The following is an 18,225-nucleotide window of genomic DNA, read 5'->3' on the forward strand; positions in this document are numbered from 1 at the left end:
CGGTCTACGAGGTTATACGCCCTGGCTGACCGAACTCATATTGAAATCCGGGACCCGCAGCGCGGGCATGGCCGCCCGGGTGAAGTAGTCGCCCCACTCGCGCGGCAGCGTCTTCTCCGTCCGGCCCGCCTCGCTGGCCCGCGACAGCAGGTCCACGGGCGACTCGTTGAACCGGAAGTTGTTCACCTCGCCCACCACCTCGCCGTTCTCCACCAGGTACACGCCGTCCCGGGTCAGGCCCGTGAGCAGCAGCGTCGCCGGGTCGACCTCGCGGATGTACCACAGGCAGGTCAGCAGCAGGCCGCGCTCGGTGGCCGCCACCATCTCGTCCAGGGAGCGGTCGGAGCCGCCCTCCAGGACGAGGTTGTCGATCGCCGGGGCCACCGGCAGACCGGTCAGGGCGGCGCTGTGCCGGGTGGTGATCAGGTGTTTCAGCTCACCGTCGCGCAGCCAGTCGGTGGGGGTGAGCGGCAGGCCGTTGTCGAAGGCCGAGGCGTCGTCGCCCGAGGCGTGCGCGAGCACGAAGGGCGCCGCCTCCAGGCCCGGCTCGTTCGGGTCGCTGCGCAGCGTCAGGGGCAGCGGGGCGAGCCGCTCGCCGACGCGGGTGCCGCCGCCCGGCTTGGAGAACACCGTGCGGCCCTCCGCCGCGTCCCGGGCCGTCGACGACCACAGCTGGTAGATCAGCAGGTCGGCGACCGCGGTGGGCGGAAGCAGCGTCTCGTACCGCCCCGCGGGCAGCTCCACGCGCCGCCGCGCCCAGGCCAGGCGCTGGGCCAGCTCCTCGTCGAGCGCCGCCGGGTCGACGTCCTTGAAGTCGCGCGTGGACCGGCCCGCCCAGGCCGAACGGGTGCGGTCCGGGGACTTCGCGTTCAGCTCCAGGGTGCCGCTCGGCTGGTCGTGGCGCAGCCGCAGCCCCGTGGACGTGCCCAGGTAGCTGGTGGTCAGCTCGTGGTTGGCGAAGCCGTACAGCTCGCGGCCGCCCGCCCGGGCGCGGGCGAAGGCCTCGCCGAGGGCGGGCGCGAAGTCCGCGAAGACGGCCGAGGAGGTCTCGGCGGGCCCGTCCGTGAAGTCCGGGGCCGCCGGGGCGCCGGTCACCAGGGGCTGCGCGTCCTCGGCGGGCCCGGCCGCGCGCGCCGCGGCCTCGGCGGCCCGCACCAGCGGCTCCAGGTCGTCCCCGGTCACGGCCGAGCGCGAGACGACGCCGGACGCGGTGCCCTTGGCCCCGTCGACCGTGGCGATGACGGTGAGGGTGCGGCCGCGGGTGACGCCGTTGGTGGTGAGGGCGTTGCCCGCCCAGCGCAGGTTCGCCGTCGACTCCTCGTCGGCGATCACCACACAGCCGTCGGCGGTCGACAGCTCCAGGGCCCGCTCGACGATCTCGTGCGGCTTGCTCGTACGAGGGCTCATCGCCCGGCCTCCTGCGTGGTGTTGAGGATGTTGACGCCCTGGAAGAGGGCGGAGGGGCAGCCGTGGGAGACGGCGGCGACCTGGCCCGGCTGGGCCTTGCCGCAGTTGAAGGCGCCGCCGAGGACGTAGGTCTGCGGGCCGCCGACGGCCGTCATCGAGCCCCAGAAGTCGGTGGTGGTCGCCTGGTAGGCGACGTCGCGCAGCTGCCCGGCGAGCCGCCCGTTCTCGATCCGGTAGAAGCGCTGGCCGGTGAACTGGAAGTTGTACCGCTGCATGTCGATGGACCACGACCGGTCGCCCACCACATAGATGCCGCGCTCCACGCCGCTGATCAGGTCGTCCGTGGACAGGCCCGCAGGATCCGGCTGGAGCGACACGTTCGCCATGCGCTGGACCGGCACGTGCGCGGGGGAGTCGGCGTACGCGCAGCCGTTGGAGCGCTCGAAGCCGGTGAGCCTCGCGATGCGCCGGTCCAGCTGGTAGCCGACGAGCGTGCCGTCCTTGACCAGGTCCCAGGACTGCGCGGCCACGCCCTCGTCGTCGTACCCGATGGTGGCGAGGCCGTGCTCGGCCGTCCGGTCGCCCGTGACGTTCATCAGGGACGAGCCGTACGCGAGCCTGCCGAGCTGGTCGAAGGTGGCGAAGGAGGTGCCCGCGTACGCCGCCTCGTAGCCGAGGGCGCGGTCCAGCTCCGTGGCGTGGCCGATGGACTCGTGGATCGTCAGCCACAGGTTGGAGGGGTCGACCACCAGGTCGTACAGGCCGGGCTCGACGCTCGGGGCGCGCATCTTCTCGGCCAGTTGCCCGGGGATCCGGGCCAGCTCGTCGTCCCAGTCCCAGCCCGTGCCGGTCAGATACTCCCAGCCACGGCCGACCGGCGGCGCGATCGTCCGCATGGAGTCGAACTCCCCGGTCGACTCGTCCACGGCGTGCGCCGTCAGCTGCGGGTGCAGCCGCACGCGCTGCTGCGTGGTGACCGTGCCCGCCGTGTCCGCGTAGAACTTGTTCTCGTGGACGGTGAGCAGCGAGGCGTCCACGTGCGCGACCCCGTCGGCGGCCAGCAGCCGCCCGCTCCAGTCCGCGAGCAGCCCCGTCTTCTCCTCGTCCGGGACCGAGAAGGGGTCGATCTCGTACGCGGAGACCCACGTCCGGTCCTCGTGCACCGGCTCGTCCGCGAGCTCTACTCGTTCGTCGGACCCGGCCGCCTTGATGACCTGGGCCGACAGCTTGGCCATCGCCACCGCCTGGGACGCGACGCGCGCCGCCGCGTCCATGGTCAGGTCCACGCCCGAGGCGAAGCCCCAGGTGCCGCCGTGCACCACCCGCACCGCGTACCCCAGGTCCGTGGTGTCGGAGGACGCGGCGGGCTTGGCGTCCCGCAGCCGCCAGGCGGCGCTGCGCACCCGCTCCAGGCGGAAGTCCGCGTGCTCGGCGCCGAGCGCCCGCGCGCGGGCCAGCGCCGCGTCGGCGAGGGCCCGCAGCGGCAGCGCCGTGAAGGCTTCATCGATGGAATGAGGCACGGAACGTCTCCCTGCTGTCATCTGCGGTCGGCTCCGGTCCGCCGCCGTCTGCTCCGGTCCACGGCCACCCCCGGGCACCGGTCATGTCCGATCATCGCGTGCGAACCGGTCGCTCGGCCATACCTTTCTGTAGGGACCCAACAGCGAGTCATCTGCGCCACTGTCGGACGCCGATTCTCCGGATCGCGTACGGGACCGATAGGTTTCCGGGAGACCACACAGTCAATGAGAAGGGTGATCCCTTGAGCCGCTCGGTTCTCGTCACCGGAGGAAACCGGGGCATCGGCCTCGCCATCGCCCGCGCGTTCGCCGACGCCGGGGACAAGGTGGCGATCACCCACCGCTCGGGTGAGCCGCCCAAGGACCTCACCGCCGTCGGTGTGCTCGCCGTCAAGTGCGACATCACCGACACCGAGCAGGTGGAGCAGGCCTACAAGGAGATCGAGGAGAAGCACGGCCCGGTCGAGGTCCTCGTCGCGAACGCGGGCATCACCAAGGACCAGCTTCTGATGCGCATGTCCGAGGACGACTTCACGTCCGTCCTCGACACCAACCTCACCGGCACCTTCCGTGTCGTGAAGCGGGCCAACCGCGGCATGCTGCGCGCCAAGAAGGGCCGCGTCGTCCTCATCTCCTCCGTCGTCGGGCTGCTCGGCTCGGCGGGTCAGGCGAACTACGCCGCGTCCAAGGCGGGCCTGGTCGGCTTCGCCCGCTCGCTCGCCCGCGAGCTGGGGTCGCGCAACATCACCTTCAACGTCGTCGCGCCCGGTTTTGTCGACACCGACATGACTCAGGCGCTCACGGACGAGCAGCGCGCGGGCATCGTGGCGCAGGTGCCGCTCGGCCGTTACGCGCAGCCCGAGGAGATCGCCGCCACGGTGCGGTTCCTCACCTCGGACGACGCCTCGTACATCACTGGAGCCGTCATCCCCGTTGACGGCGGATTGGGCATGGGTCACTGATCACCATGAGCGGAATTCTCGACGGCAAGCGGATCCTGATCACGGGTGTGCTGATGGAGTCCTCCATCGCCTTCCACGCTGCCAAGGTCGCGCAGGAGCAGGGTGCCGAGGTCATCCTGACCGCCTTCCCGCGGCCCACGCTCACCGAGCGCATCGCCAAGAAGCTGCCCAAGCCCGCCAAGGTCATCGAGCTCGACGTCACCAACGAGGAGCACCTCGCCCGCCTGGAGGGCGTGGTCCGCGAGGAGCTCGGCGGCCTCGACGGCGTCGTCCACTCCATCGGCTTCGCCCCGCAGGACGCGCTCGGCGGCAACTTCCTGAACACGCCGTTCGAGTCGGTGGCCACGGCCATGCACGTCTCGGCGTTCTCGCTGAAGTCGCTGACCATGGCCCTGCTGCCGCTGATGCCGGAGGAGGAGGGCGGCGCGGTCGTCGGCCTGACCTTCGACGCGCAGTTCGCCTGGCCGCAGTACGACTGGATGGGCCCGGCCAAGGCCGCCCTGGAGGCCACCAACCGCTACCTGGCGCGTGACCTGGGCCCGCGGAACATCCGCTGCAACCTGGTCTCCGCAGGCCCCATCGGCTCCATGGCCGCCAAGTCCATCCCGGGCTTCGGCGACCTCGCCAAGGTCTGGGACAGCCGCTCCCCGCTCCAGTGGGACATGGCCGACCCCGAGCCCGCGGGCCGCGGCATCGTCGCGCTGCTCTCGGACTTCTTCCCGAAGACCACGGGCGAGATCATCCACGTCGACGGCGGCGTGCACATGATGGGTGCCTGACCCCTCCTGAGGCGTCGACGCCCCGTTCCCGCAGCGCGCGGGGGCGGGGCGTCGCCCGTTCGGCCCCGCTGACCGGGCGGCGCCGGGGCCGGGCCGCGCACCCTGGAGTGTGCGCTGGTCCCCCGGTGCGGCGCTCGCCGCGCTCGCCCTCCTGATCACCCTGCCGTACGACGCCGTGTCCCACGCGGCGTCCCACGCGGCCGGGCAGCGCGCGCGGGAGGACCAGGAGCGGCCCGCGAGCGCGGCCCCCGACCCGCGCCCGGCCGCGGCGGACCGGCCGTTCGGCGCGGAGTGCCGCAGCAACGTCGTCGGCTCTCACGTCGTCGCGTACTGCCACAACCCGTACCCCGACACCGACCGGCTGCGGCTGCACATCGAGTGCGACCGGTGGTGGGACATCGACAGCGACAGCCGTCCGGTCGCGGCCGGGCCCGCCATGACGGTGCGGCTCGCGGGCCGCTGCTGGAAAGAGGTCCGCTCGGTGTGGATCAGCCACCAGCGCTGACCCCGGGGGCCGCTCAGCCGCTGAGCCGCTCCGGGTGGCACAGGTAGGGGTAGCTGGCCGCCTCCGTGGCTGCCGCGTCCGCGTCCCGCGCGCGGATCGCCTCGACGAGACGGCCGTGGTCCATGTACGCCGCCGGAGTCAGCTCCTTGCCGATGTCCTCGCGCAGCCAGTCCCGCAGCACCTCGCCCAGGTCCGCGTAGAGCGCGATCAGGACGTCGTTGTGGGACGCGGCCACCACCGCCATGTGCAGGGTCGCGTCGGCCGCCACGAACGCCTCGGCGTCGCCCGACGCCCACGCCTCCTCGCGGCGCGCGAGCAGGGTGTCCAGCTGCTTCAGGTCCCGCTCAGTGCGCCGCTCGGCGGCGAGCTTCGCGGCGCTCGACTCCAGCGTGGCGCGCAGCTCCGCGATGTGCCGCGGATCGGCGTCGGCGAACCTGCGCTGCATCACGCCCGCCAGCTCGCTGGTCGCGACCACGTACGTGCCCGAGCCCTGCCGGATGTCGAGCAGGCCGTTGTGGGCGAGGGCGCGCACGGCCTCACGGACCGTGTTCCTGGCCACGCCGAGCTGCTCGACCAGCTCGGGTTCGGTGGGGATGCGGGAGCCGACCGGCCACTCGCCCGACGAGATCTGATTGCGCAGGGCGGCGATGACCTGCTCGGACAGCGCGGAGCGGCGCGGGGTGGTCAGCGGCATGTGCTTCCTTCGGCGAGGTCGGCGGCGATGTCGTCGGGCACGGCGGGCTCACCGCGCGCCGGGCGGGACCTTGTGGACCCGCTCAGCCTGTCGGTCCGGTGAGCCCCTCTGAGCCCGGTGAGTCCATCGAGGATTGGACAGGCAATCATCCCATGATTCTATGATGACTCTCATGGTCAGTGAGGAAGCGGATACGACACGCGGGACGATGACACCACCGGGACCGGCCGGAGCGGCCGTGCGGCAGGCGCCCGCCGCGGCGGGCCCGGCGGGTGCGAACGGCGGCGGACCGGCGCGCGGCGCCGCGGACGCGCCGGTCGAGCCGGGTGGAACGACCGCCCCGCGCGCGTGGGCGACGCGACTGATCGTCGTCGGCATCGTCCTCGCCGCCCTCAACCTCCGGCCCGCCATCACCAGCCTCGGCGCGCTCCTCGAAGAGGTGCGGGACGGGCTCGGCATGAGCGGCACCCTCGCGGGACTGCTCACCTCCGTGCCGCCGCTGTGCTTCGCCCTCTTCGGCAGCCAGGCCCCACGCCTGGCCCGGCGCTTCGGCTCCGGCGCCGTGGTGTGCGCGGGCATGGCCGCGATAGCCACCGGCCTGCTGGTCCGCCCCTTCATCGGGGGCACCGCGGGCTTCCTGGCCGCCACCGCGTTCGCCCTCATGGGTATCGCCGTGAGCAACGTCCTGATGCCGGTCATCGTCAAGCACTGGTTCCCCGACCGCGTCGGCTCGATGACCGGCCTGTACTCGATGGCCCTCGCCCTCGGCACCTCCCTGGCCGCCGCCGTCACCGTGCCCCTGACCGACGCGCTCGGCGGCAGCTGGCGCACCGGGCTCGGCGTCTGGGCGGTGCTCGCCGTCGTCGCCGTCGTGCCGTGGCTGCCGCTGGTGCGCGAGCGCGGCACCGGGGCGGCCGCCGCCGAGCGGGCCCCGGCCGCCGTCCGGCGCGAGGACGACGCGCTGCGCGTCACCCACAGCCGCACGGCCTGGGCCCTCGCCTGCTTCTTCGGGCTCCAGGCCACCGCCGCCTACATCACCATGGGCTGGCTGCCGCAGATCTTCCGGGACGCGGGCGTGCCCGCGAGCGAGGCCGGGGTGCTGCTCGCCGTCACGATGGCCATGGGCGTGCCGCTCGCCTTCGTGATCCCGCGCGTGGCGACCCGGCTGCCCCACCAGGGCCCCGTCGTGGTCGTCCTCGGCGCCTGCGGTCTCGCCGGGTACGCGGGCCTGTACCTCGCCCCGGCGGGCGGCGCCTGGGCGTGGGCGCTGTTGTGCGGCATCTCCAACTGCGCCTTCCCGCTCGCGCTCACCATGGTCGGCATGCGCGCCAGGAGCAGCGCGGGCGTGGCCAAGCTCTCCGCCTTCGCGCAGAGCACCGGCTATCTGATCTCGATTCCGGGTCCGCTCCTGGTGGGCGTGCTCTACCAGCACAGCGGGGGCTGGGGCCTGCCGCTCGCCCTCATGGCGGGCCTGATGGTGCCGCAGATCGCGGTCGGCTTCCTGGCGGGCCGCGACCGCACGATCGAGGACGAGGTGGCGGCGAAGGCCGCGGCCTGACCCGGCGGCCCGCCCGCCACCGGGGGCGAGCCGCCCCGGGCCTAGGGCGGGTCCCCGCGGGCCGAGGGCGGGTCCCGCGGGTCGAGGGCGGGCGTCGGCGGCCCCGGCCGGGGCCCGCGCACCCCGACGGCGGGCCCACCGGCCCGGGATGGGAGACTTGCGGCATGCCAGTGCTCGACCCGAACCCCCAGAACGGCCAGAAGAAGCTCCTCATCGTGCTCGGCGCGATGCTGGCCATCACCGTGATCATCGGGATCATCGCGTCCGTCGCCTCGCCCTGAGGCCCCGCCGGATCACCGGCGAACCCGCCCTCCACCGCGGGATGGTGGTGCTAGCCCCACCATCCCCTAGGGGGTCAGTGTCAGGGTTATCTGGGTGGATCACCGGATGGGCCGAGGGGCCGGGACTCCGTACCTTCGAGATGTGGCCGCGACAACGCGGCACGGAGCACTCGAAGGTTCTTGGAGGCGGCATGTCGGCCCGTGCGCACACCCGACGCGACCCGGCAGAGCGGGCGGAGCCGGCCGCGGTCGAGATCCAGCTCCCGTGGTGGGCCATCGCCCTGCCCGCGGTCGCCTTCGCCGCCCTGCTCCTGCTGATACTGAACCCGGTGGATGCCCACGCGGCCAGGGGCGAGCCCGTCGTCACCCACCTCTTCGAGCGCGTCAGGGAGCTTCTCGCCTCCCTCCAGTAAGGCGTTCGTACCTGGTCGTGGGCGTCCTCGCCACCTCAGGAGACACCCGGTGGACGCCCCGTCACCCCTGGCGGGAGAGCCCGCCAACTCCCTGCGCCCGATGGCGTGTTTCATGCGAAGCTGGGACGCATGAGCGTCGCAGAACCCCGCAGGATTGTCCTTTTCCGGCATGCGAAGGCCGATTGGCCCGAGGTGTCCGACCACGAGCGTCCGCTCGCCGAGCGCGGCCGCAAGGACGCCCCCGTGGCCGGCCGCAAACTCGCCGACACCGGAATCGTCTTCGACCTGGCCCTGTGCTCGACCGCCGCCAGGACCCGCGAGACCTGGAAGCTCGCCGTCCAGGAACTCCCGCAGCGTCCCCGGACGGTGTACGAGGACCGGGTCTATGAAGCCTCCCCGGGCGAGCTGATCGCCGTGCTCAACGAGACCCCGGACGACGTGCGCGACCTGATCCTCATCGGCCACAACCCCGGCGTCCACGGCCTCGCCGACGTCCTCGCCGGGGAGGCCGAGGGCGACGCCCAGGTGCGGATGAACCGCCGGGGCTTTCCCACCTCGGCGTTCGCCGTCCTCACGTACACCGGCTCGTGGAAGGGCCTGGAGCCCGGCACGGCGACGCTGGTGGACTACTGGGCGCCCTCCGCCTAGCGGCACGGCAGGACCCGCCGACCCATGCGAAGGGCCCGGCACCCCAGGGGTGCCGGGCCCTTCGGAGAGCGGCGGGCTACTCGTGGTCCAGGTGCATGTCCGCGGCCTCGACCTCTTCGCGGGTGACGCCGAGCAGATACAGGACGGTGTCGAGGAACGGCACGTTGACGGCCGTGTGGGCGGCCTCGCGGACCATCGGCTTGGCGTTGAACGCGACGCCGAGACCGGCGGCGTTGAGCATGTCGAGGTCGTTCGCGCCATCGCCGATCGCGACGGTCTGCTCCAGCGGGACGCCCGCCTCGTCGGCGAAGCGGCGCAGCAGCCGGGCCTTGCCCGCGCGGTCCACGACCTCGCCCGTCACCTTGCCGGTGAGTCTGCCGTCGACGATCTCCAGGGTGTTGGCGTGGGCGAAGTCCAGGCCGAGACGTTCCTTCAGATCATCCGTGACCTGGGTGAAGCCGCCGGAGACCACGCCGACCTGGTAGCCGAGGCGCTTGAGGGTGCGGATGAGCGTCCGCGCGCCGGGGGTGAGCCGCACCTCCGAGCGGACCTTGTCCACCACCGAGGCGTCGAGCCCTTCGAGGAGGGCGACGCGGGCGTGCAGCGACTGCTCGAAGTCCAGCTCGCCGCGCATCGCGGCCGCCGTCACCTCCGCGACCTGCGGCTCGCAGCCCGCGTGCGCTGCGAAGAGCTCGATCACCTCGTCCTGGATCAGCGTCGAGTCGACGTCCATCACGACCAGGCGCTGCGCGCGGCGGTGCAGCCCCGCGGCGACGACCGCGACGTCGACGCCGAGCGCCGCGGCCTCCAGCGCGAGCGCCGTGCGCAGGGGCTCGGTCTCCGTGCCGGACACCGCGAACTCCACCGCCGTCACCGGGTACTTGGCGAGTCGGAAGATGCGGTCGATGTTCCCGCCGGTCCCCGTGATGCTCGCCGCGATCGCGGCGGTCGACTCGGCGGTGAGCGGGTGGCCGAGCACGGTCACGTGCGAGCGGCCGAGGCCGCGCGGGCGGTTGTCGCCCCGGCCCGAGATGATCTCGGCCTGCAGGCTCACGGAGTCCGCCCACGAGTGGACGGTGGCCCGCAGATCCCCTTCGAGGCCGTGCGGCGGCGCGGTGACCAGTGCGCACAGCACTATCCGGCCCCGGGTGACGACCTGCTCGATGTCGACGACGTCCACGGAGTACGCCGCGAGCGTGTCGAAGAGGCCGGCGGTGATGCCGGGGCGGTCCTTGCCGAAGATCTTGACGAGCAGCGTGGGGAGATCAGCGTTGGCGCCCACCGGCGAGGGGGTGCCGGGCGGCGCGGGGGCGCCCGGGGGCGCGGGGGGCGTGGAGGCACTCATGGTGATCCCCACGGTAGCTGGCGGCGCGGGCCGGGTGACGGGGGTGTCCGGCTGCCGGACACCCCCTCGCCCCCTTGTTCATCCCCCGGCCCCGCTGTGCTCGCTCGGTGCCCGTCTTGCTGTCACTCCCCGCCTGGGCGGGAGTGCCGTCGCTGCCGCGCGGGCTGCTCGGCTCCCCCGGGTGCTGCGGCTCGGTGGGTGCCGCCGCTGTCGCGGCGACTGCCCTCCCACCCGCCCACCCAAAGCGCTCCGGCCTTGCGGGGCCCGGCCCCGACGCGGAGCGCCGCGGCTCGGTGGGTTGGGGGCACCCTGCGTGGGGTCAGGGCCTCCGCTTCGGGGGTGGCGGTGGCGGCGGCGGGGGAGGCGGTGGCGCAGGCCACTCCCGCGCCCCCCGCCGCCCCCGCTTCGCCCCGTCCGGCGGCGGCGGTGGCACAGGGCTCGCGACGGTCGGCGCCCCGCTGCCGGGCGGCGGCCCACCCGCCCCAGGGGCAGGCCCCCCGTCCGGCACCCGCAAGTACGGGTTCGTCTCGGCCCGCGGCGGCCGGTAGGGCGTGCTCTGCCGGTAGGGCCCCACGTCGTCCGGGGCCGACGCGGCCTGCGGGCCCGACGCCAGCGGCGCCACCCGGCCCCCCGCCGCCCCGGTGGCCCGCGCGAGCAGCGCCCCGGCGGCCCCGGCCCCCGCCCCCCACGCCGCGCCGAGGAGCGCGGCGAGCGTCAGGTCCCCGTGCAGTTCGAGCCCGGCCCCGAACGCGTCGAAGCCGAGGACGGAGAGGGAGGCGTCCGCGGACACCCCGGTCAGCCACGCCATCAGCGGCAGGGCCACCGCCGTGACCGCCCCGAGCGTCAGCGCGCACCGCGCGACGAACCCGGCCACGCCCCTCGGGTGCGCCGAGGCCCGCGCCAGCGGACTGCGTACCGCCGTGAGCACCCCCGCGAACAGCATCATCACCGCGGTCGCGACCCCGAGCAGCCACACCCGGCCGTCGAGTTCGGCGAGTCGCCCCAGCGTCAGGGGCTTGTCGGAGCCGCTCAGCAGATCGTCCACCGGGTCCGGCAGGAACCGCGTCAGGGCGCCCGAGGCCTCGCCGTCGTAGGGGACGAAGAGACCGACGGGCAGGCCGAGGAAGACGCCGTTGGGGGTGCCGAGGAGCGCGCCGCCCACGACCCGCTTGGGGTGGTCGTCGCCGATCGCCGCGTACGCGGCCGCGGCGAGCCCCGCGGCGACGGCCATCAGGGCGACCGCGACGAGGGCAGACGCGGCGGGCCGCAGCAGCCGGTGGACGACGTCGAAGCCGGGCGGCAGGGGCGTCCGGCGGGACGCGAGCAGCGCGATGAGCAGCACCACGACCGACCAGATCGCGCCACCGAGCAGGGTGGCTCCGGTGTCGACGGTGAAGCCGACCGCGGCCTTCGCCTCGACGAGGTCGCGCAGCCGGTCGGGCAGGAGCCCGCCGATGTCACCGATGCCGCCGATGTCCTTGAGGCCGTCGGGAATCCGGTCGCCGATGCCGCCGGGAAGGTCACCGAGCCCTTTGTCGATTCCCTTGTCAATTCCTTTGTCGATGCCGAGCTGTTCGCCGTTGATCGTGATGATGTCGTGACCGGCCCAGGCGAGTCCGCCGAGCATCCCGACGAAGAGCGCGATCACCGCACCGGCGCGCGCGGCGAGTTCGGCGGGTGAGATCACAACTCCCGCGCCGCGCAGGGAACGTAAAAAGAAGTAGGCGAGCAGGACCGCCCCGGCAAGACCCACGCCCAAGGGCGCGATGTCAATGGCCGTGGTCGCCTCGGCACCCTTGAGGCCGAAGGCCGACACATCACCGGATGGGGTGATGGAGCCGCCGACGCCCAGGGCGATCGCCGCCGCCGTCATCGGCCCGAGCGACGCCGCGGCGTCCGCGCCGAGCAGGTGCAGACCAAAGGCCGCCGTACCCGCCATGCCGATCAACGCCCAGCTGACCGCTGCGATCGCGGAGAGCAGGACGTCCCCCCAGGGCACGCTCCGCCGCCCGCCCTCGTACCCGCCGCTCACCATCAGACCCCCCGAGCTCGCCGCGCGTCGCCCTCGGCCCGTGGACGCACGGCAGGGGCGACATCGACGACATGGGTGACATGGTCGATATGTGCGGCATGCTCGTGATCCGTACTCGCTGAGAGCCCTTACCACTTTCCGAGGCGATATCTGCCCCGTCAACGGGGCAGTCATAGTGGCCCGTACGCAGTCTTCACAAGGCCCGACTTTCGGTCAGAGGCCTTCGCCTGAAATAGTTCCTCCCGATGTTCGACATCCCTAGACTCCCCATAGATGGGGGCAACTCGGGGGACAACTCAGTGGGGCATGGAGTGCCGGAACTCGTACTGGAATTGAATGGCAGGTCCTGGACGCTCGACGCGTCCCGGACCTACACCCTCGGACGCGATCCGCAGGGTGACATCGCGCTCGACGACGCCAGGGTCTCCTGGCGGCACGCGACGATCAGCTGGAGCGGCCGGAGCTGGGTCATCGAGGACCACGGCTCCACCAACGGCACCTTCGTGCAGGGGCAGCGGATCCACCAGAGGGAAATCGGCCCCGGGTCGGCCGTCCATCTGGGCAACGCGACGGACGGGCCGCAGCTCGTCCTCTCCGGCGGCGCGCCCGGCGCCGCCGCCGCTGCCATGTCCGCGCCGGGCGCGCAGCAGCAGACGCAGCACGCCCCGCCACAGGCAGCGCACGCCCCGCCGCAGCAGGCCCCTGGCCAGGCAGGACCTGGCCATCAGGAGGCCCCGGGCTGGGCGGCACAGCCGCAGCACCAGGCGCCGCAGTATCAGCAGCACCAGCAGCAGATGCCGCAGCAGCAGGCCTGGCAGCAGGCGCCGCAGCACCACGCACCGCAGCCGCAGCACGCGCAGGTGCCACCGCAGCAGGGCCCGGGCGCGGGCGTGGGACCCGGTGGCGCGGCGGGGGCCCCGCCGGTCTACGGCGACCGCAGCCCGACCACGTACCACCAGTTCGCGCTTGGCCGAAAGATGCGCATCGGCCGCGCCCTGGAGAACGAGCTGGTGGTCTCCGACCTCCAGGTCTCGCGGCACCACGCCGAGTTCACCTCGACGCCCGACGGCCGCTTCGAACTGCGCGACCTCGGCTCGCACAACGGCACGTACGTCAACGGCATGCCGATCGCCAAGGCGTCGACGGTCCTGATCGGCCCGAACGACATCGTCGGCGTCGGCCACTCCACGTTCCGCCTGGTCGGGGACCGCCTTGAGGAGTTCGTCGACACCGGTGACGTCTCCTTCTCCGCGCGCCATCTGACCGTCACGGTCGACGGCGGCAAGCAGATCCTCAAGGACGTCTCCTTCGGCGTCCCGGAGAAGTCCCTGATCGCGGTCATCGGCCCCTCGGGCTCCGGCAAGTCCACCCTGCTCAAGGCGCTGACCGGCTACCGGCCCGCCAACCAGGGCGACGTCCTCTACGACAACCGGAACCTGTACAAGCAGTTCGCCGAGCTGCGGCAGCGCATCGGTCTGGTCCCGCAGGACGACATCCTGCACAAGGAGCTGACCGTCAACAAGGCGCTCAAGTACGCGGCCAAGCTCCGCTTCCCCGCCGACACCAGCGAGCAGGAGCGCCAGCAGCGGATAGGCGAGGTCCTGCGCGAGCTGAAGCTCGACATCCACAAGGACAAGAAGGTCACCTCCCTCTCCGGCGGCCAGCGCAAGCGCGTCTCGGTCGCCCTGGAGCTGCTCACCAAGCCGTCGCTGATCTTCCTGGACGAGCCCACGTCGGGCCTCGACCCGGGCATGGACCGCGACGTCATGCAGCTCCTGCGCGGGCTCGCCGACGACGGCCGCACGGTCCTCGTCGTCACGCACTCCGTGGCCGAGCTGGCGCTGTGCGACAAGCTCCTGGTGATGGCGCCGGGCGGCTCGGTGGCGTACTTCGGTCCGCCCGAGGAGGCCCTGAACTTCTTCGGCTACGACACCTGGGCCGACGTCTTCTCCGCCTTCGAGAACTACCGCGACTACGACTGGGCGGGCCGCTGGAAGGGCTCGCAGCACTACCAGATGTACGCCGCGGACATCGACGCCGTCGCCGCGCAGTCCGTACACATGCCGCCGCCGCAGGCGATCAAGCCGCCCAAGCCGCAGGGCTGGGGCTCACAGCTGATCACCCTGATCCGCCGCTATGTGTCGGTCATCGCGTCCGACAAGGGCTTCATGGCGCTGATGCTGATCCTGCCCGCGGTGCTCGGCGCGGTCAGCCTGCTCATCGACCCGGACAAGGGCCTGCTGCCGGTCGTGAACCCGAAGACCGGCAAGATCATCCCGAACGGCACGGCCACGACGGTGCTCCTGATCCTCGCGGTCGGCGCCTGTTTCGCGGGCGCCGCGAACTCCGTACGTGAGCTGATCAAGGAGCGGGTGATCTACGAACGCGAGCGCGCGACCGGTCTGTCGCGCTCCGCGTATCTGATGTCCAAGGTCATCGTCCTCGGCATGATCACGGTGCTCCAGGGCGCCCTGGTCGGCGCGATCGGCTTCTCCACCCGGGAGATCCCGGACAAGGGCCTGGTCCTCGGCAGCCAGGTGCTGCTCGAACTCTCCCTGCCGATCATGGGCCTCGGCTTCACCTCGATGATGTTCGGCCTGATCATCTCGGCCCTGGTGAAGACCGCCGAGAAGACCATGCCGCTGCTGGTCATGTTCGCGATCATCCAGGTCGTGTTCACCGGCTGTCTGTTCATCCTGCACGGCACGGTCGGCGTCAACGAGTTCTCGTATCTGATGCCCTCGCGCTGGGCGGTGGCCGCCGCCGGCAGCACGCTGGACTTCAACAGGATCAGCCCCAACCCGGACGACCCGGGCAGCACCGACCCGCTGTGGGACCACGAGGGCGGCGCCTACGTCATGGACATGGCCGCGCTGCTCGCCCTCGGCGCGTTCTGCGGCTTCCTCGTGGCCCGCTTCCTGCGCCGCCACGAGCCGGAGGTCATGCGCAAGTAGCACCGCTCGCCCGCGGAGTCACGCGGAGCGGGCACACGAAGAAGGGCGGCACCCGCACGGGGTGCCGCCCTTCGGCGTCTGTGAGCTCGGCCTCGGGGGAGGTCCGATCCTGGAGGTGCGGCTCAGTAGGCGCCGTTGACGTTGTCGATCGAGCCGTACCGGTGGGCCGCGTAGTTGGCGGCGGCGGTGATGTTGGCGACCGGGTCGTAGATGTTCGTCGAGGTGCCCTCGACGTGGTACGCGCTGAACGTCGGCTGGATGACCTGGAGCAGGCCGATCGACGGGGTGCCCTTCTGGGCGTTGATGTCCCAGCCGTTGATGGCGTTCGGGTTGCCCGTGGACTCCCGCATGATGTTGCGGTGCAGGCCCTCGTACGAGCCGGGGATGCCCCTGCTCTTCATGATGTCGAGGGACTGGCGGATCCAGCCGTCGAGGTTGTTGGCGTAGACCGGCTTGCGCGCGGCGGCGCGGCTCGCGGCCTCCTTCGCCTTGCGGTCCTCCTCGACCTTCCTCTTCGCCGCGGCCTCGTCCTCGGCCTTCTTCTTCGCGGCGGCGTCCTTGGCCTGCTTGTCGGCGTTGGCGTGCTGCTTGCTGACGTTCTCGTGCACGGCCTGCTGCGTCTTGGCGGGCACGGACCAGGCGGCGGCGTGGGCGCCCAGGGCCTCGGCCTGCGTCGCCTCGGTCTGGGAGCTGCCCGGCGCGATGGAGAAGGCGAGGGCGGCGGCGCCGAGCGTGGCGACACCGGCGATCGAGAACTTCTGGGCCTTGGTCAGGGTCGAGCGACTATGACCAGAGGGGGTGCGCTTGGACATGCGGAGTGGACCTCTTCGTATCGGGAGGCCGCTCTGGCACCGGCGGGGGACGTGTTGCTACCGGCAAAACGCCGCGGTGCGAGGACCGCGGCGCCGAGCGACGGGAGCAATTCTTAGCGGGCGCAAAATTCGGTGGCAAAGCTGCGACGTACGATCCGCGATAGTGGACCGGGGGGTCGACGGCCCGCGCCGAGACCCGCGCTTAGCCTTCCTTTACTGCGTCCTGTCCTCCACTAAGGCGCTTCGTACGTGATGTGCGTCCTATGCGCGGGCTCACATCGGACGCGTAACAGTTTCACCATCAGTTGCTGAAGCAATGCTCTCGGTGAGCAGACTCCTCCCGGAGGACGAGGTGTACGTCGCCGAACTCGTGCCACAGGTAGAGACGGCGTACCGCCTCGGCATAACCCCGCTCCACGGCGGCCCGGCCCGCCACCGCCTCCAGCATCAGCAGATGCGAGGCCTCCGGCTCGTGCAGACCGGTGAGGAGCCCGTCCACCACCCGCACGCCCCGCTCCGGCGTCACCACCAGGCCGGTGCGCCCCGCCGCCGCCCGCACCACCCCGTCGGGACCGGCCGCCGACTCCACGGCCCGCACCGCCGTCGTACCGACCGCGATCACCCGCCCGCCCCGCCCCGTCGAGGAAGCGCCGCCCGCCCGTGCCGCCTCGATCGCCCGCGCCGACGCCGCCGGCACCTCGAACCGCTCCGGGTACGGCGGCTCGTGCGCCTCCGGCGACGCCACCCCCGTATGCAGCCGGACCGGCGCGAACTGCACGCCCCGGCTCACGAGCCGCGTCACCAGGCGCGCGGTGAACGGCCGCGCCGCACTCGGCATCTCCGCGCTCCCCATGCCGTCGGCGGACGGCACGGCGAACACCGTCTGGTACGCGGACAGCGGCTGGTCCCGCTCCGTATAGGAGTAACGAATGGGCCGCCCGTGGCGGCGCAGCAGCCGCGGCACGTCCACGGCCGCCCGCGCCCACCACAGCCGCCCGCTGTCCGCGCTCAGCGGCTCCTCACAGACCAAGCCGACCTTCCCGGGGAGCTCGACCACCGCTCCCTCGGGCCCGCCCGCCCGCGCGCGGGTGGTGCCCCTCCCGTCGGGCTCCCGCAGCTCCACGGCCCACCGCCCGTCCGGCCCGAGCGTCGAGAAATGCACCACTACGCGCGCGTGGCCCATCCGCCCGTCGACCGCCGCGGGCAGCGTCGGCGAGGTGTTCACGACCAGCACGTCACCGGCCCGCAGCAGCTCCGGAAGCTCCGTGAAGGCGTGGTGCGACACCGCACCGCCCCGCGACACCAGCAGCCGTACGGAATCCCGGCGCAGACCACGGCCCCGCCGCTCCACCGGCAGCGCCGCGCGCAGGCCATCGGGCACCCGCACCGAGAGCGTCATGACACCGACAGGAGCGCCGGGGCCGCGTACCGCCCGCTCGCCGGACGCTCGTCCAGCAGCCGAAGGAACGCGGGCACGACCGTCTCCGGCAGCGGCCGCCCCGAGGTGTCGTCGACCGGCACCGCCGCCTGATAGAGGTCCGTGCGCATGTCGCCCGGATCGACGGCCCACACCCGAAGCCCCGGCTCCTCCTTGGCGAGCACCGCGGTCAGCTGGTCGAGGGCCGCCTTGGACGCCCCGTACCCGCCCCACGTCTCGTACGCCTCCGCCGCCGCGTCGGAGCTGACGTTGACCACCGCCCCGCCCGCGCGCGAGGCACGCAACAGCGGCAGCGCCTCCTGCACGAGCCCCAGCGCAGCCACCACGTTCGTCTCCAGGGCCTGCCGCAGGCCGTCGAGGGGATGCGCCTCCAGGCGGACCAGTGGCGCGGCGCCGAGCGCGCTCGCGTTGTTCACCAGCAGTTCGAGCCCGCCGAAGGCGCGCGCCGCCGCCACCAGGGCGCCGCGGTGCCCGGCGTCCGTGACGTCCCCCGCGACGGCGCGCACGCGCCCGCCACGGCCGCCGAGCTCCCGCGCGGCCTCCTGGAGCACCGCGTCCGTCCGCGCGTCCAGGACCAGGTCCCAGCCGCGCCCCGCGAGCGCCGCCGCCAGCGCCCGCCCCAGTCCCTTCGAAGCCCCCGTGATGATCGCCACCGGCATGGCCTGCCCCCTTCGTCCTGTCGGTCTGTCGTCGCGCTGGTGGGTCCGTCGGTGCGCACGGCCCGTCCGGCCCCTGTGCCGCGGCCGGTGGCCTCACGGTAGGAACGGACCCCGCCTTGGCGCCTCGTACGCCGGACGGGACGTTCCGGGGCTCTTCGGCCTACGGCGCCGGGCCGTCCTACGGCGGGGGATCGAGGGCCCCACGACCTAGTCCCAGC

16 protein-coding genes are annotated in these 18,225 nt (G+C 72.7%); 8 read left to right on the plus strand and 8 right to left on the minus strand.

What is annotated here, in order from left to right:
• Positions 1–12 precede the first annotated feature (12 nt).
• Together ACIG3E_RS36430 and ACIG3E_RS36435 are read right to left on the minus strand one after the other, a co-directional pair.
• A complete protein-coding gene (locus tag ACIG3E_RS36430; protein WP_399624529.1) occupies positions 13–1,407 on the minus strand; it encodes a metallopeptidase TldD-related protein in 1,395 nt (464 codons plus the stop codon).
• Positions 1,404–2,927 (minus strand): TldD/PmbA family protein, encoded by a 1,524-nt coding sequence (locus tag ACIG3E_RS36435; protein ID WP_399624531.1) that lies wholly within the window; start codon positions 2,925–2,927, stop codon positions 1,404–1,406. Before ACIG3E_RS36435 ends, ACIG3E_RS36430 begins: the two co-directional genes overlap by 4 nt.
• Before the next feature lie 242 nt (positions 2,928–3,169).
• Between ACIG3E_RS36435 and fabG the strand changes: the two genes are divergently transcribed.
• The 3 genes from fabG to ACIG3E_RS36450 all read left to right on the plus strand — a co-directional run bounded on the left by fabG (position 3,170) and on the right by ACIG3E_RS36450 (position 5,173).
• Positions 3,170–3,889, plus strand: coding sequence for a 3-oxoacyl-[acyl-carrier-protein] reductase (gene fabG / locus ACIG3E_RS36440; RefSeq protein WP_399624532.1), 720 nt, complete (start codon positions 3,170–3,172; stop codon positions 3,887–3,889).
• A gap of 5 nt (positions 3,890–3,894) precedes the next feature.
• Complete coding sequence (gene fabI / locus ACIG3E_RS36445) at positions 3,895–4,668, plus strand: enoyl-ACP reductase FabI (protein WP_399624535.1); 774 nt, start codon at positions 3,895–3,897, stop codon at positions 4,666–4,668.
• A gap of 109 nt (positions 4,669–4,777) precedes the next feature.
• Positions 4,778–5,173: a hypothetical protein gene (locus ACIG3E_RS36450; RefSeq protein ID WP_399624537.1), complete on the plus strand. Its 396-nt coding sequence runs from the start codon at positions 4,778–4,780 to the stop codon at positions 5,171–5,173.
• Positions 5,174–5,186: 13 nt separating this feature from the next.
• Here the strand turns inward: ACIG3E_RS36450 and ACIG3E_RS36455 are convergent, their stop codons facing one another.
• Positions 5,187–5,867, minus strand: coding sequence for a FadR/GntR family transcriptional regulator (locus tag ACIG3E_RS36455; protein WP_399624539.1), 681 nt, complete (start codon positions 5,865–5,867; stop codon positions 5,187–5,189).
• Positions 5,868–6,039: 172 nt separating this feature from the next.
• Between ACIG3E_RS36455 and ACIG3E_RS36460 the strand changes: the two genes are divergently transcribed.
• From ACIG3E_RS36460 to ACIG3E_RS36475, 4 genes are all read left to right on the plus strand, one after another.
• Positions 6,040–7,425, plus strand: coding sequence for a CynX/NimT family MFS transporter (locus tag ACIG3E_RS36460; protein WP_399624542.1), 1,386 nt, complete (start codon positions 6,040–6,042; stop codon positions 7,423–7,425).
• Between the two features lie 164 nt (positions 7,426–7,589).
• Positions 7,590–7,706 (plus strand): SGM_5486 family transporter-associated protein, encoded by a 117-nt coding sequence (locus tag ACIG3E_RS36465; RefSeq protein ID WP_107065829.1) that lies wholly within the window; start codon positions 7,590–7,592, stop codon positions 7,704–7,706.
• A gap of 191 nt (positions 7,707–7,897) precedes the next feature.
• On the plus strand, positions 7,898–8,119 hold the full coding sequence (locus tag ACIG3E_RS36470) for a hypothetical protein (RefSeq protein WP_399624543.1): 222 nt from the start codon (positions 7,898–7,900) through the stop codon (positions 8,117–8,119).
• 129 nt (positions 8,120–8,248) lie between these two features.
• Positions 8,249–8,767 carry a SixA phosphatase family protein gene (locus tag ACIG3E_RS36475; RefSeq protein WP_399624544.1) on the plus strand — a complete coding sequence of 173 codons (519 nt, stop codon included), beginning with the start codon at positions 8,249–8,251 and terminating at the stop codon, positions 8,765–8,767.
• A 76-nt stretch (positions 8,768–8,843) separates the two neighbouring features.
• Here the strand turns inward: ACIG3E_RS36475 and serB are convergent, their stop codons facing one another.
• Complete coding sequence (serB, locus tag ACIG3E_RS36480; protein ID WP_399624545.1) at positions 8,844–10,112, minus strand: phosphoserine phosphatase SerB; 1,269 nt, start codon at positions 10,110–10,112, stop codon at positions 8,844–8,846.
• Positions 10,113–10,431: 319 nt separating this feature from the next.
• The gene (locus ACIG3E_RS36485) at positions 10,432–12,147 is read right to left on the minus strand and encodes a streptophobe family protein (protein ID WP_399624547.1); all 1,716 of its coding nucleotides are present in this window, start codon (positions 12,145–12,147) and stop codon (positions 10,432–10,434) included.
• A 308-nt stretch (positions 12,148–12,455) separates the two neighbouring features.
• Here ACIG3E_RS36485 and ACIG3E_RS36490 point away from each other — a divergent pair, with 308 nt between their 5' ends.
• Entirely contained in the window at positions 12,456–15,098 is a 2,643-nt protein-coding gene (locus ACIG3E_RS36490) for an FHA domain-containing protein (protein WP_399624550.1), read from the plus strand.
• Between the two features lie 122 nt (positions 15,099–15,220).
• On the opposite strand, the gene ACIG3E_RS36495 is transcribed toward ACIG3E_RS36490, so the two are convergent.
• The 3 genes from ACIG3E_RS36495 to ACIG3E_RS36505 form a co-directional block, all read right to left on the minus strand.
• The gene (locus ACIG3E_RS36495; protein ID WP_399624552.1) at positions 15,221–15,910 is read right to left on the minus strand and encodes a transglycosylase SLT domain-containing protein; all 690 of its coding nucleotides are present in this window, start codon (positions 15,908–15,910) and stop codon (positions 15,221–15,223) included.
• 301 nt (positions 15,911–16,211) lie between these two features.
• On the minus strand, positions 16,212–17,309 hold the full coding sequence (locus ACIG3E_RS36500) for an S-adenosylmethionine:tRNA ribosyltransferase-isomerase (RefSeq protein WP_399624554.1): 1,098 nt from the start codon (positions 17,307–17,309) through the stop codon (positions 16,212–16,214).
• The gene (locus tag ACIG3E_RS36505; protein WP_399624556.1) at positions 17,306–18,007 is read right to left on the minus strand and encodes an SDR family NAD(P)-dependent oxidoreductase; all 702 of its coding nucleotides are present in this window, start codon (positions 18,005–18,007) and stop codon (positions 17,306–17,308) included. The genes ACIG3E_RS36500 and ACIG3E_RS36505 overlap by 4 nt, the downstream gene beginning before the upstream one ends.
• Positions 18,008–18,225: the final 218 nt, after the last annotated feature.

The organism is Streptomyces sp. NPDC053474 (genome assembly GCF_044544845.1).
GTDB lineage: Bacteria > Actinomycetota > Actinomycetes > Streptomycetales > Streptomycetaceae > Streptomyces.

Coding starts and splice junctions, on each gene's coding strand:
- ACIG3E_RS36430 (WP_399624529.1), bottom strand. CDS start 1,407: ATGAGCCCTCGTACGAGCAAGCCGCACGAGATCGTCGAGCGGGCCCTG.
- fabI (WP_399624535.1), top strand. CDS start 3,895: ATGAGCGGAATTCTCGACGGCAAGCGGATCCTGATCACGGGTGTGCTG.
- ACIG3E_RS36455 (WP_399624539.1), bottom strand. CDS start 5,867: ATGCCGCTGACCACCCCGCGCCGCTCCGCGCTGTCCGAGCAGGTCATC.
- ACIG3E_RS36460 (WP_399624542.1), top strand. CDS start 6,040: ATGGTCAGTGAGGAAGCGGATACGACACGCGGGACGATGACACCACCG.
- ACIG3E_RS36465 (WP_107065829.1), top strand. CDS start 7,590: ATGCCAGTGCTCGACCCGAACCCCCAGAACGGCCAGAAGAAGCTCCTC.
- ACIG3E_RS36470 (WP_399624543.1), top strand. CDS start 7,898: ATGTCGGCCCGTGCGCACACCCGACGCGACCCGGCAGAGCGGGCGGAG.
- ACIG3E_RS36475 (WP_399624544.1), top strand. CDS start 8,249: ATGAGCGTCGCAGAACCCCGCAGGATTGTCCTTTTCCGGCATGCGAAG.
- serB (WP_399624545.1), bottom strand. CDS start 10,112: ATGAGTGCCTCCACGCCCCCCGCGCCCCCGGGCGCCCCCGCGCCGCCC.
- ACIG3E_RS36485 (WP_399624547.1), bottom strand. CDS start 12,147: ATGGTGAGCGGCGGGTACGAGGGCGGGCGGCGGAGCGTGCCCTGGGGG.
- ACIG3E_RS36495 (WP_399624552.1), bottom strand. CDS start 15,910: ATGTCCAAGCGCACCCCCTCTGGTCATAGTCGCTCGACCCTGACCAAG.
- ACIG3E_RS36500 (WP_399624554.1), bottom strand. CDS start 17,309: ATGACGCTCTCGGTGCGGGTGCCCGATGGCCTGCGCGCGGCGCTGCCG.
- ACIG3E_RS36505 (WP_399624556.1), bottom strand. CDS start 18,007: ATGCCGGTGGCGATCATCACGGGGGCTTCGAAGGGACTGGGGCGGGCG.